Source organism: Providencia rettgeri (assembly GCF_041075285.1).
Lineage (GTDB): Bacteria > Pseudomonadota > Gammaproteobacteria > Enterobacterales > Enterobacteriaceae > Providencia > Providencia rettgeri_G.
The window spans coordinates 342,126-355,492 of record NZ_CP163512.1; the positions used below are offsets into that span (position 1 = coordinate 342,126).

The 13,367-nt window shown below is 41.7% G+C and carries 12 protein-coding genes; 6 read left to right on the forward strand and 6 right to left on the reverse strand.

Features of this window, described 5'->3' with window-relative positions; genetic code table 11:
• Positions 1-28: 28 nt before the first annotated feature.
• Positions 29-592, forward strand: coding sequence for an NTP transferase domain-containing protein (locus tag AB6N04_RS01575; protein ID WP_369310175.1), 564 nt, complete (start codon positions 29-31; stop codon positions 590-592).
• A gap of 8 nt (positions 593-600) precedes the next feature.
• The gene (locus AB6N04_RS01580; protein WP_369310176.1) at positions 601-1,611 is read left to right on the forward strand and encodes an XdhC family protein; all 1,011 of its coding nucleotides are present in this window, start codon (positions 601-603) and stop codon (positions 1,609-1,611) included.
• Between the two features lie 155 nt (positions 1,612-1,766).
• On the opposite strand, the gene AB6N04_RS01585 is transcribed toward AB6N04_RS01580, so the two are convergent.
• The 4 genes from AB6N04_RS01585 to gltS form a co-directional block, all read right to left on the reverse strand.
• Positions 1,767-2,120 carry a RidA family protein gene (locus AB6N04_RS01585; protein WP_369310177.1) on the reverse strand — a complete coding sequence of 118 codons (354 nt, stop codon included), beginning with the start codon at positions 2,118-2,120 and terminating at the stop codon, positions 1,767-1,769.
• Positions 2,121-2,122: 2 nt separating this feature from the next.
• Positions 2,123-3,364: a D-amino acid dehydrogenase gene (locus tag AB6N04_RS01590; protein WP_369310178.1), complete on the reverse strand. Its 1,242-nt coding sequence runs from the start codon at positions 3,362-3,364 to the stop codon at positions 2,123-2,125.
• A gap of 56 nt (positions 3,365-3,420) precedes the next feature.
• Entirely contained in the window at positions 3,421-4,329 is a 909-nt protein-coding gene (locus AB6N04_RS01595; RefSeq protein ID WP_369310179.1) for a LysR family transcriptional regulator, read from the reverse strand.
• A gap of 180 nt (positions 4,330-4,509) precedes the next feature.
• Positions 4,510-5,715 (reverse strand): sodium/glutamate symporter, encoded by a 1,206-nt coding sequence (gene gltS, locus AB6N04_RS01600; RefSeq protein ID WP_369310180.1) that lies wholly within the window; start codon positions 5,713-5,715, stop codon positions 4,510-4,512.
• A gap of 1,098 nt (positions 5,716-6,813) precedes the next feature.
• Here gltS and mdlC point away from each other — a divergent pair.
• From mdlC to AB6N04_RS01620, 4 genes are all read left to right on the forward strand, one after another.
• The gene (gene mdlC, locus AB6N04_RS01605) at positions 6,814-8,442 is read left to right on the forward strand and encodes a benzoylformate decarboxylase (RefSeq protein WP_369310181.1); all 1,629 of its coding nucleotides are present in this window, start codon (positions 6,814-6,816) and stop codon (positions 8,440-8,442) included.
• 117 nt (positions 8,443-8,559) lie between these two features.
• A complete protein-coding gene (locus AB6N04_RS01610) occupies positions 8,560-9,321 on the forward strand; it encodes an aminoglycoside adenylyltransferase family protein (protein ID WP_369310182.1) in 762 nt (253 codons plus the stop codon).
• A 127-nt stretch (positions 9,322-9,448) separates the two neighbouring features.
• Positions 9,449-9,604: a hypothetical protein gene (locus AB6N04_RS01615; protein WP_369310183.1), complete on the forward strand. Its 156-nt coding sequence runs from the start codon at positions 9,449-9,451 to the stop codon at positions 9,602-9,604.
• Positions 9,573-9,854 carry a Rid family hydrolase gene (locus tag AB6N04_RS01620; RefSeq protein WP_369310184.1) on the forward strand — a complete coding sequence of 94 codons (282 nt, stop codon included), beginning with the start codon at positions 9,573-9,575 and terminating at the stop codon, positions 9,852-9,854. The genes AB6N04_RS01615 and AB6N04_RS01620 overlap by 32 nt, the downstream gene beginning before the upstream one ends.
• Before the next feature lie 218 nt (positions 9,855-10,072).
• On the opposite strand, the gene AB6N04_RS01625 is transcribed toward AB6N04_RS01620, so the two are convergent.
• Together AB6N04_RS01625 and AB6N04_RS01630 are read right to left on the reverse strand one after the other, a co-directional pair.
• A complete protein-coding gene (locus AB6N04_RS01625; protein WP_369310185.1) occupies positions 10,073-11,416 on the reverse strand; it encodes an NCS2 family permease in 1,344 nt (447 codons plus the stop codon).
• A gap of 32 nt (positions 11,417-11,448) precedes the next feature.
• Entirely contained in the window at positions 11,449-13,224 is a 1,776-nt protein-coding gene (locus AB6N04_RS01630; protein ID WP_369310186.1) for an adenine deaminase, read from the reverse strand.
• Positions 13,225-13,367: the final 143 nt, after the last annotated feature.

Consider the following 13,367-nt stretch of genomic DNA (forward strand, 5'->3'; position numbering starts at 1 on the left):
ATAAATATATTGATGAATAATTAACATTATGAATATTGGCATATTAATATTAGCCGCAGGTCACAGTCAGCGATTCCAAAAGGCGGGCGGAAAAGGCAGTAAATTAAATTTACGATTAGATGAGCGAACTGTTTTTGAAAAAACACTCTTAAATTCAATAGGAAGCGGGCTTTCTGTTCATGTGGTGACGCGCACAGATAATCTGGGAGTGATTCATACTTGCTTACAATTTAATATACCATTCTCATTGTTGGATAGTAATGGATTAGGTGAATCTATTGCAATGGGGGTTAAAAACACATCTTATTTAGATGGTTGGCTAATTCATTTGGCAGATATGCCTTACATAAATAGCGAGTTATTTATAGCAATTGCGGATAAATTAAAACAACATTCATTAGTGAGACCAGTCTATAATAGACAGCCAGGTCACCCTGTGGGAATTTCTGCCAAATATTATTTAGACTTAATTCAATTAACCGGGGATGAAGGGGCAAAATCAATATTAAGTCACCATTTTGTTTATGAGTTAGCGATAAATGATCAAAGTGTTATTAAAGATATTGATTATCCAATAATTGATAATGAATAGGAGCATGTATGCTGCGTGAAGATGTTTTTGTTATCTCTCAAGCCCTTTCTTGGATAAAAGAACAACCCATTTGGTTGTGTACGGTATTGAGTACCTATGGTTCTTCTCCTCGTAGTCCTGGGTCTTTGCTTGTTGCCAAAGCAGATGGTCAGTATGTTGGGTCTTTATCTGGCGGTTGTATTGAAGAAGATTTTATTCAGCGAATACAACATGGGGAATACCTTAAGAGTAGCCAAATTATTCGTTACGGTCGCGGTGGATTAGATGCAAAGGTGAATTTACCTTGTGATGGAAGTTTGGATGTTTTAATCGAATATCTACCTAATAGTGTCGAAAGTACCGATTATCTAACTGAAATACATCAAGCACTATTGGGGTATACTGCAATTAATAAAAAAATCACTTTGCCATTTCGTGGTGAAATTAGCACGGTTAAAAATCAACAAACCCCGACTCAAATAGAGCGAGTGGGTGATGATATTCAATTTTATATTGCAGCACCGCCCCGGTTAATTATTGCGGGGATCTCGAATGTGGGAATTTACTGTGCGAATTTCGCCGCAACATTGGGGTTTGAGGTCATTATTTGTGAACATAGAGAGGATGAATTAGCGCGTTTTTCTGGGCAACTTTCTAGCCAATTTGAGGTGGTTAAATTATTTCCTGCACGCTATTTAGAATCCCAAAACTGCACACCAAACACCGCCATTGTCTCTTTAACCCATGATCCCCGTATTGATGACCTGACACTCATGGAGGCTGTGAATACACCTGCATTTTATATTGGTGCTATGGGATCTAGTCGAACAAGCGCACGTCGGCGTGAACGGTTAGCAGAATCGGGAGGCATGTCGCTGGCGGAGATAGAGCGTATTCATGCACCTATAGGGATCCCTATTGGCAGTAAAACCCCGCCTGAAATTGCATTAGCCATTATGGCTGATATTGTTGCGTATAAAAACGGTGTGAAAAGTCAAAATAAGCAGCAAGAAAATGGCCATTTAACCGTAGTGAATTAGTCGGTGATAAGTCTAAACAGGGCGGTAAATATTCTAGGGGCTGTTGATTTTTACCGCTAAAAAGGTCAAAAAACAATCCTAAAATGGCTGTAATTCGAATAGAAATTGACCATCAAAAATAAACAGCCCCTAGCCCTGTCTAGGAATAGCCGATATTATCGTTGAGCGGCAATAACCATAATTTCGACTAGAACTTGCTCCCGCGCCATATTGGCTTCAACTGCCGCACGTGCAGGGCTATGTTCAACAGGCATCCAGTTTTCCCACACTGCGTTAAATGCCGCAAAATCGCGCGCCATATTTTTAATCCAAACTTGGGCGGATAAAATGCAGGTTTTATCGCTTTGGCTTGCCGCGAGCAATGTATCAATTTTATCAAGAACCTCTTGCGTTTGCTGTGTGATATCGCCCGTTAAGTCATTAGGTATTTGGCCTGATAAATACACCAGGCCATTAAATTCAACACTGTCAGCCAAGCGTGGTTTTGGGTTATTACGTTTAATGGACATGCTTACCTCGTTAATCCTGTTAGAGAAATAGGGGATGTTTGCGTTATAATCAACTGGCTTAATATTTCTGCGCTACCGGCCGCCAAAGTGAATCCCAAACTACCATGACCAATATTTAGCCAAAGGTTTTTATATGCCGTTTTTCCAAGTAAAGGTGGACCTTTTGGTGTTGACGGTCGCAATCCATACCAAGCTGGCGCATCATCCACGTTAGGTAAATGTGGGAATGTTTTTTTTACAATATCTTTTAAGGCATTTATGCGGTTATCCCGTAAGCCTAAACTGTCATAGCCAATATCAACCATTGCCGCAATGCGTAGCTGATCATTTAATTTGGCATAAACAATTTTATTACCATAATCGGTGACATTAATTTTCGGGACACAATGTTCAGCTTGTGGGTATTCAACACTGAGACTATACCCTTTTAAACCTAAAAGAGGGACATTAATTCCCAATGGTTTTAGTAAGTTTCGGCTGCCATTCCCGGCACATACAATAACTTCATCAGCTTGAATATTTCCCTGGTGAGTGACTATTTCAGTAATGCGATTATTGTGTTGAATAAAGGACTGAACATTGTGTTGCAAGCAGAGGGTAAATTGTGGCTGCGTGTGCAAATATTGCAGCAGATTTTTGCAAAACAAATAGCAGTCTGCGCTTTCGTCATCGGGGGCATAAATCGCCCCAACAAGTTGGGACTGAATATGTTTTAAGGCGGGCTCTAAGGCAATGATTTCCGAGGGTGTTAAAATCTGTTGAAACTGGCTATCAACGGTCTCACAAGCTTTTTGAAAGCTTTTTTTATCCCGGTGGATGACCAATTTACCTGACTTTTCCCAAGCAAAATCAGCGATATCGCCATTTTGACGCCATATATTCATTATTTTTTGGCTTAATAGCGATAAACGCAGCAGATGAGCGCCATTGATTTTATTGGTTTTGCGGTTACAAGCGAGGGTAAATTGCGCTAACCAAGACCATTGCTGAATTGAAGGGGTAATTTTTAAATTCAATGGGGAATCGTTTTTTCCCATCCAACGCAGCCCTTGTAACGGAACACCCGCATCGGCAAGTGGTGAAACATAACGGTAGCTTAGTTGCCCACCGTTTGCGAAACTGGTTTGCATACCGACATCTGAATCAGATTCAAGTAATGTGACGGTTTGACCTGCTTTAATTAACGCGTATGCGGTGCTTAACCCAATCACACCCGCTCCAATTATCACCACATGTTTAGCCATAATATTTCGCAACCTATAATAACGTAGGAATGAATATTTAACGGCGAATGGGTTAACTAAACAATTGAGTTTTCATTACCAGAGTATAACTTTTGGTTAACGACTTTATTTCTTTTTTCGAGGGTTAATGCCAACGTATTGACATAATTTTGTGCTGCTTTTGTTAATGGTCTATCCGCGCGATGGAAAACAGAAACAGCTAATCGCAACCCTTCTTTTAAGGGATAAATCATCGATTCAGGAAGGGTGTGTTCTGCGGAGAAAATATCTGTAATACTGCAACCCAAGCCTGCTTGGACAAATTCGGCGGCCATATGGTAAGTGTGTACACTGATATTTGACTCAGCGAATTGATGGCGTTTTTGCAACAGTTGCGATAACGAATCAGAACCTGGGTGGATCCAGCGTTCTTGGTCGATATCGACTAAGGAAACGGGCGTATACAGTGGCGGCTTACTATCAACATAAACTAGAGGAATATCGGCAATTGGCAGTACAGTAATACCACCTTCGATGTCAAGATTAAAGCCGATACCAATATCCAAATCTTGTTGCGTTAATAATTGCAGAATATCGGTTGTATGGTGTGTGCCAATTGTCAGCTTGATATTGGGGTGTTTTTTTATAAATAGGGCGGTGACTTCAGGCACAAGGTTTAGCCCTAAGCTTGGTAAGCAACCGATCGCTAATTTACCTTGCGGATTACGGGATAAATTTTGTGCTAAAATTCTGAGCTTATCTAAATTTTGATAAACTTCTTTTGCCTCTTCAAACAATAAATTGGCTTCATCTGTTGGAATTAATTTCCCTCTAATTCGTTGAAATAAAACCAGTCCAAGTTGCTGTTCGGCATGTTTTAATGCTTTGCTGGCAGCAGGCTGTGAAATATGAAGAACTTCTGCTGCCCGAGTTAAAGAACCACAAGTCATGACTGCGTAAAAGATATCAAGATGTCGTAATTTCATTCTATGAAAACCTGCCATTTTTGTTTATCAAGGTATTCTACCGAATTAATCCTATTTAATCCGATGAGGTCGTCACTTTGTGATGAGATACGAAAAAAGACATTTTTAAATGAAGGGATGCATTCACTAGAAAGGACCATGCCAGCCTATATGATTTCGTTATAGGCTGGCATTGTATAATTAGGTGAAATAAGTGCCTATCTCGATGAATATTTTAATTAAGATGCTATTTGAGATATCTACGATAAATGCACCAACCATTGGCACTACTAAGAAAGCTTTATGGGAAGGGCTAAATGCTTTTGTGACGGTTTGCATATTGGCAATCGCCGTTGGCGTTGCCCCCATACCAAAACCACAATGCCCCGCACTGATAACCACAGCATCATAATCCTTGCCCATCATCCGAAACGTGACGAAACAGGCGAAGAGCACCATCACGACCGTTTGCACCGCAATAATCAGTAAAACAGGGCCCGCCATACTGGCGAGTTGACCGAACTTTAACGACATTAACGCCATCGCTAAGAATAATGACAACGCCACACTACCAAGAACATCTACAGTCGGTTCAAACACTTCATGTTTAAAGAGGTGGGTTAAGACGTTACGGATGATAATTCCGACAAATAAACACCAAACAAAGGTGGGTAATTGTAACACAGTATCTTTGAACAATGCGCTAATATAGCCACCAACGACAATACAGATAATCAACATTGAAATGGTTTCAATAACATTATTAGCATTGATTTTGCGCTTAACACTCGGTTGTTCAAATGCTTCAACGATAGTTTCTTTTTCTAATTCAGTGGAAGATGGGATCGTGACTTTTTTCAATAAATGACGTGCTACTGGTCCACCAATTAATCCCCCTAACACTAAACCTAATGTGGCACATGCCATGGCTAATTCAACCGCACCGGTTACACCGTATTTATCGGCTAATAATGGCCCCCAAGCTCCCGCGTTCCCGTGACCGCCCGTTAACGTAATTGAGCCTGCAATTAAACCAATAAAGGGGCTTTCATTAAGCATGATAGCCATCCCCATGCCAACGGTATTTTGAATCGCAATTAAAATAGTTACCGCGATAGTTAATAATACTAGCGGCTTGCCACCTTTTATTAAGCGCGAAAAATCCGAGCTTAGCCCAATGGATGAGAAGAAGGCGATCATCAGAATACTTTGTAATGATGCATCAAAGGTAAAGGTATAGCCTGCGGTTTTATCGACAATCAATAAAATAATCGCCACAATAAAACCGCCAACAACAGCTTCGGGAATATGGTTTTTTTGTAAAAAGGGGGAGTATTTAACAACGAACATCCCTATCAATAGCGCTAAACAAGCGACTAATAATGTGTAGCTGGCATCTAAAGTCATTGTATTACCTCAAATCAGTTTACGAGGGGCTGTTTATCTTTGATGGTCAATTTTCATTCGAATTAAAGCCATTTTAGGATTGTTGTTTGACCTTTTTTAGCTGTAAAAATCAGCAGCAAAGATAAACAGCCCCTAGAGCTTTTACTATTGTTATTTAACATTAGTGATAAATTAAGCTACTTTGTGCAACCTTTATTTAACAATGAGTTTTGATTGGGTATCTATAACCTTTAGTTAACCCTAAAGGGGATACTGAAAGAAAGGTGATAAAATTTTATGTATCAATTTGTTGACTAAACACAGCAAGAGGCTGCTTAAACAGTAGGTTTGCATGGCGGTGGTCGATTTTGAGATGATTTTTTAAGAAGCAAGCTGGCTTTTTTTTCAACTCAGGGGGGGCAAGGCTACGACGGCAAGTAATTATAAGAAATGTGATGTACAACATAAAAGAAAACGCGCAGATTGAAGTGAAAAATGAGGTAAATAATCTATTTTGGATGGCTTGTAGATATTTTGTCTAGGGGCTGTTTATCTTTAATGGTCAATTTTTATTCGAATTAAAGCCATGTGATGCTGCGTTAAGAGGCGCTTGACGAGTCCATTAAACGGTAAATTTTCCCCTTGACTAAAATAGCGTTAATTCGAATAAATATTTACCGCCAAAGTTCTCAGCTCCTTGATGCTCGGTGTGAGTGTTAAAGCCTGATGCAGGGGTCTTTTATTGATAATAAATTATGGATGATTATTTTTAAATGGAATAAGTACAAATATAATCACCCAACTCTATTTGATAATTTTGTTTCGAGTTTAGATTTGGATTTTTTTACTATCTTATTACAGCTATCGAATTTGGTTAGTTATTTAATGGGTTGTTTTAATACGCTTATTGTCTTTATTGCCATTTTTAAAATACATAAAAGTCAATTTTATACAAATATATGGTTAGCCGATTGTTTGCTATGATGACCTAATAGCAATGGGTTCTCTGGTATTTTTTATTGTTTAATGATGCTGTGATATGTAAATCTAAAAGAATGTATTCAATTCAAAATTTCGTTTTATTAAATAATTTTAATCGTGTTTTCTGGAGTGTTTTAAATGCAAAAAACGATCCGCCAAGTCACCTTTGATTTATTACGTAAGCTGGATATTACAACCATTTTTGGGAATCCCGGTTCAACAGAAGAAACATTCTTAAAAGATTTTCCGCGTGATTTTCGTTATATCCAAACCTTACAAGAAGCTTCTGCGGTCGCTGCCGCTGATGGTTATGCCCAAGGAATGCGTAAAGTTGCAATGGTAAATGTGCATACCTCGGCGGGTTTAAGTAATGCCATGAGTAATATTTTGACGGCATATATGAATCGGACGCCACTCATTATTACGGCGGGAAACCAAACACGTGAAATGCTATTAATGGAGCCTTGGTTAACCAATATTGAACCGGAAACGCTACCTAAACCTTGGGTCAAATGGAGTTACCAGCCAGTGCGGGCGGAAGATGTTCCCGCCGCGTTTATGCGTGCTTATGCTATGGCGCTACAACCTCCGGCGGGGCCAGTATTTTTATCGATCCCTTTGGATGACTGGGATAAACCCGCACTGACTGAAGAAGTGGTTGTGCGTTCAGTACCACAGCGTATTGGTTATGATCCTATTCGATTGCAAGAGTTTGCCACTGCGCTATCTAATGCGAAGGATCCCGTTCTTATTTATGGTTCCGCCATTGCAAGAGGAGAGGGGTGGGATATTGGTATCAAACTTGCTGAGAAACTCAATGCTCCGGTGTGGGCTGCGCCGGCTTCTGAACGTCCGCCATTCCCCGAAACCCATCCTTTATACGCAGGGGGCTTACCTTTTGCGACCCAGCCATTAGCTGAAAAGCTTGAAGGACACGACTTAGCCATTGTTATTGGCGCGCCTGTATTTCGCTATTATCCTTATGTTGCAGGCCGTTATATTCCGGAGGGGTTAAGGTTATTACATATTACCGATGATCCTCTTGAAGTGGGTAGAGCCCCGGTTGGCGATAGTCTACTGAGTGATGCCGTGCTCGCACTTGAAGGGTTAATCAACTTAGTTGCGCCACGCGCAGCCGCAAAAAATGTGGTAAAACAGCCCCATGGAATGGCTCCGCACCCCGCTGCGCCGGCACACAGCAGCAACAGTTCAATTTTGAGTGCAACACAATTATTTCGCGCTTTAAGGGAAGTTTCACCGAAAGAAACTGTTTTGGTGGAAGAATCCCCTTCCAATCTCGGGGAACTTCACCGTGAATGGCCGATTGAATCTCCAGACTCATTCTATACTTTTGCAAGTGGTTCATTAGGTTGGAATTTGCCTGCAAGTGTGGGGATTGCCTTGGCAGAAAGAGACAGTGGACGTCATCGTCCAGTAATGGCAATTATTGGTGATGGCTCTATGCAGTATTCTATTCAAGGCTTATGGAGTGCGGCGCAACTGAATTTACCTATTGTATTTATTATTCCGAAAAACAATGAATATGCCATTTTAAAATCCTTTGCGGTATTGGAAGAAACACCGGGGGTACCGGGGCTTGATATTCCAAATTTAGATATTGTGGCGTTAGGTAAAGGATATGGTTGTACCGCCCTAAGAGCACAGACTGTAGAAGAGGTTAAAAAAGCGTGTGAAGAGGCATTTAAACGCAATGGACCAACGGTAATTGAAGTGCCTATTTTACCTTCAATTCCATCTCTGATTTAATTGTGTTTATAATTGTTAAATAGCGCCTAATTTGGCGCTATTTTTTAACCTGCGGTTTATTCATAAAACAGAAAGAATTGATAAATTATCATCTCAATAAGGCTGGATGCGATATTGATGACAGTTCCTCTCCAAGCGAAACAGGCTTTAGCTATTTTGCAAAAACATTTTTCTGATTCATTAATTGCGGTTTATCTGCACGGTTCTTCTGTTTCTGGTGGATTACGACCAACGAGTGATATTGATTTACTTGTGGTTGTTGATAACCCGATGACAGAAGCGTCTCGTGAACAACTTGTGCGAGAGTTAATGGTAATTTCTGGTTTATACCCAACAGATCCAGAAGGGCGTCGCCCCCTTGAAGTGGCTGTGTTTTTAACCAATGACTTAAACACGCTTTCATACCCCGCAAAATGCGAATTAATGTACGGAGAGTGGTTACGTACAGAGTATGAACGAGGAATATTTGAAGGGCAAACTCAAGATCCTGAATTCACACTGATGTTAGCCCAAGCGGCACAAGAAGCGGTGAGTTTATGGCACAAAAAAAGGTTCTGCCTACCCATGATTGCCCAACATGAAATACGGCGAGCCCTATTAGATGCCCTCCCTAACTTAGTGTTATCTGTGAAGGGGGATGAACGCAATGTTTTACTCACACTAACGCGGATGTGGTACACCATGGCGACGGGGTTATTTACATCAAAGGATAACGCCGCTAATTGGGCGATAGAACAGATGCCAGCGGCGTTATCGCCGATAATTATGATGGCAAAAAATGACTATTTAACCGGGGTTCCCGTTGATTGGGAAGCGCAAAACGAGGGTATCCGCCAGTGTGTGAGTTATTTAGCGGGATGTGTAAATATTTATCCTTAATTGGTTCCAATTGATACTTGTTTTAGTGCTTTTTAGCGTTATTAACGCGATGTTTTCCCGTTATTTAAGGAATTAAAAAATAAATTAATTATACTGCACCACTGTTTTATTCACGAGGGAATAAAAAATGGGGAAAAAATTAATTAACCCTGCATCTGTTTTCAATTCTTTGCAGTATGGCTTTAGCCAAGCAATAGAAACCACAGGAACTCGCCAACTGTTTTTGTCAGGTCAAGTGGGGGTCAATGAAGATGAAGAAACGGTGGCGGGGGGGAATTTATGAGCAAACGGTTCAGTCACTGGTGAATATAGAACATGTACTACGTGAAGCGGGTGGGGATTTATCTCATGTTGCCGTTTTACGTATTTATATCAAAGATGGCGCGAATAGCTATGAAGAGCAACGAGATATTGCCAAGGCATTAAAAGAAAAGTTTGGTGATACACCGCCAGCGTCCTCTTGGATTATTGTGACGGGGCTTTCATTGCCTGAATGGTTAATTGAAATTGAGGCGCATGCCGTTTTAGATTAATTCAATAAAATAGAAAAAGCCGATAAAAAATCGGCTTTTCAGACTGCTGACAAACATAACATGCTTGGCGGCAGGTTGGATAGGTTTTGAAAATAAACAAGGAAAATCAATATATTGATTTTCGCCTGATAACACAAAGTGGGAAAAACCACGCTTTTATCCCACTTTGTCAACAACCTCAAAAGCCGATAAAAAATCGGCTTTTTTACAATAAAGAATTAGTGCTTAACGAGGGTTGAAAAGTAATACACTAACGGAACGGCAAGGATCCACAAACTTATTGGAATTTCTCGCCACTTGCCTGCAACGGCTTTAATTAAAATATAAAACAGCAGTCCACCGGCAATCCCGGTACCGAAGCTATTGGCGATTAACGTGATCATTACCATCATTAGCACAGGCAAACCGTCAGTAAAATTCCCCAAATCAACTTTACGTAATCCACTGAACATATTGAGACCAATTAAAATTAATGCTGGTGCAGTGGCTTGTGCGGGGATCATTAAGGCGATTGGCGTAAATAGCAGCATCAATAAGAACATTAAGGCGGCAGCGAGAGCTGTCATCCCCGTTTTACCGCCCGCTTCTGCGGCAGCGGAGGATTCAATCAATGCAGTTGCGGCCGGGATCCCCACCCATGGGCCCAATGCCGCAGCAATAGAATCAACAATAAACGGGCGATTGATATTGGGCATATTGCCTTCTTCATCTAATAACCCCGCCTCCCCACCTACGGCTAATGTTGTGCCCATCGTTGAAAAGAATTCTGCGGCAAAAAAGACAAACAGGAATGGTAAAAAGGCAATGTTTAAAGCACCAATTAAATCGACTTGAGCTAATACTGGGGCAACAGAGTGAGGGGTACCAATAAAGCTTTCTGGTAACTTAGTCACACCAAAAGGAATCCCTAAAATTGTGGCAAATAAAATGGCCCATAAGATCCCCCCTGGAATTTTACGTGCTTGCAAGGCAATAGCGACAAAAAAGCCCGCGAGTGCAACAAGCGCGCCGGGGGATAAAAAATCCCCTAACATGAGTGCATTAGTTTTCGGATTAGCGAGGACTAACCCGGCATTTCGAAAGCCTAGCACCGCGACAAACAGACCAATTGATGCGGTAAGCCCAAGTTTTATGGACTGTGGTACGGAACGCGTGACGACCTCACGTAAGCCAAATTTAGTGAGTAAGAAAAATAAAATGCCTGACCAGCATGCGATCCCTAAACCGATTTGCCAAGCAATACCTTCACTCCCTGCCAGAGTGATACCGACTAAGACTGAGCCGCCGATCCCTGGACCAACAATAAAAGGTAAGTTGGCATAAAAGGCCATTAATAAACTTGCTAATACAAACACAATGATAGTGCCAGTTGTCGCAGCACCTTTATCCATTCCCCCCGCAGCCAGTAGACCGGGGATCACTACAAGAAGATAAGCCGCTGCCAAAAAACCGGTGATCCCTGCCAAACACTCTGTTTTGACTGAACTGCCGCGTTCACGTAAGGCAAAACGTTTTTCAAGCCAATTCCCTGGTATTGGCTTATTGATTGAATTGTCAGCCATGAGTTGGCTCTCCTTTTATAATTTTAACTATTTTACGCGTGTTCATGACGATGAATAACAGCATCAACGATCTTGCGTGTTGTGCCATCGGTGAGCCCTAAATCGGTTAAATGAGGCCCTGCATTACAAGCAAGGCAAGTGCCTTCAATGGCTTTAAATACGCGATATGGTGGTTCCCAGTCGGCAATTTCACTACTTAAATCACGGAGTTGTCGAAACTGAGCAGCAAGCTCAGGGGCTGGTAAGTCAGAGAGCATTCCTGCAATTGGCATCGCAACGTGGGCTAACACTTTGCCATCTTGTACTAACGCCATCCCGCCGCCACTTTCGATTAACAAGTTACATGCCATGGCCATATCTTGCGGGTCACGACCTAAGACGACAAGGTTATGGGAGTCGTGTGAGTAGCTGGTTGCAATAGCGCCACGTAACTCTCCCCAACCCGCTAGCAGCGCTATTTGGGGTATAGCATCATGGCGTGCGTGGCGGTGCTGGACACGAATTAGGCTAAAATTATCAGGAAGTTGCACAACACCATTTTGAATCTCTACGTCAACTTCCCCCCACTGTGTAAAACGGGCTCCCTGAATATGACGTAGTCGTGCTGTACCGTTGTTTATTCCGTCAATTTTGAGTTGGCAATCCTCAACTGTCACAGGGGAAAGGCGCATTGTCTCGCGAGGCGGTAAAATATGACTCGCTGAGGGGATGGAGACGAGAAGCTTGCCATTTTCGGCTATTTTCTTGCCTGCGACATACACAGATTGAGCTTTTAATGTTGTTAATGAATCAAAAATGACGAAGTTGGCTTGGCGACCCGCAGCTATTAATCCTAAGTCATTGCGTTGTAGACGGATGGCACCGTTAAATGTTGCAAAACGCAGCGCATCAGTTGCTGGCATCCCGTGTTCAATCAATAAATTAAGCAGCGCAATAATACCGCCTTTTTCCAGTAGTATATCGGGTGGAACATCATCAGTGCATACGGTAATTTGCGAGGATAAATGGGGCAGCGATTTTAATGCAGTAACAATTTCGGGTAATAGGTAAGGGTGTGAGCCCCGAATTTCGAGGGTGAGTCCCGCGCGTAGTTTTTCTAGTGCATCTTCCGCGGAGGTAAGTTCATGATCGGATGTGACACCTGCGGCAAGGTACGCCTGTAAATCAGCACCGCTTAAGCCTCTGGCATGTCCTTCAATCAATTTTCCTGAGCGCAATCCCGCGTCTAAAATGTCTTCCATACGTTCACTGCCATGAAGCACACCAAACATATCCATCACTTCAGCAACACCATGGACTTCAGGCCAGCTAAGCATTGTCGCCATTTCTTTGCCTTCAAAATCAGCCCCTGACATTTCTAGACCGGGTGTAGAAGGGACTGAAGATGGCGCTGCAACCATCACATCAAGGGGGAGATTTCGACTGGCATCAATCGCATATCGGACTCCTTCTAGCCCTAATACATTGGCAAGTTCATGGGGATCCCAAAAGACGGTTGTCGTCCCTTGTGTTAAGACTATTTCTGCATAACGCACAGGGGGCAAATGTGAGCTTTCTAAATGGACGTGGGTATCAATCAGACCTGGAGAGACAAAATAACCGGATAAGTCATGAGTTTCTTTTGCATCTGTGCGTGTGCCGCTTGGGTGAACACTGGCAATTAGATTACCAGTAATACCAATATCCGCAGGACGAACTTCACCTGTGACCATATCAATGATATTGGCATTGACCAGTAAAAGGTCAAAAGGGGCATCACCTTTTGCAGCTTGAATGACGTGACGTCGACTTTGTTCTGTTTTGCACATAAAAATACCATCCCTACAATTTATGATAGCTACTTTATGAGCAACGCAAACGTTTGCCAAGATGATAAAATTTATCAGATCATAAGAACAGGTTATAATGGGATAAATACTTCAGGGATATTTAATCAATTTAATAATAGATC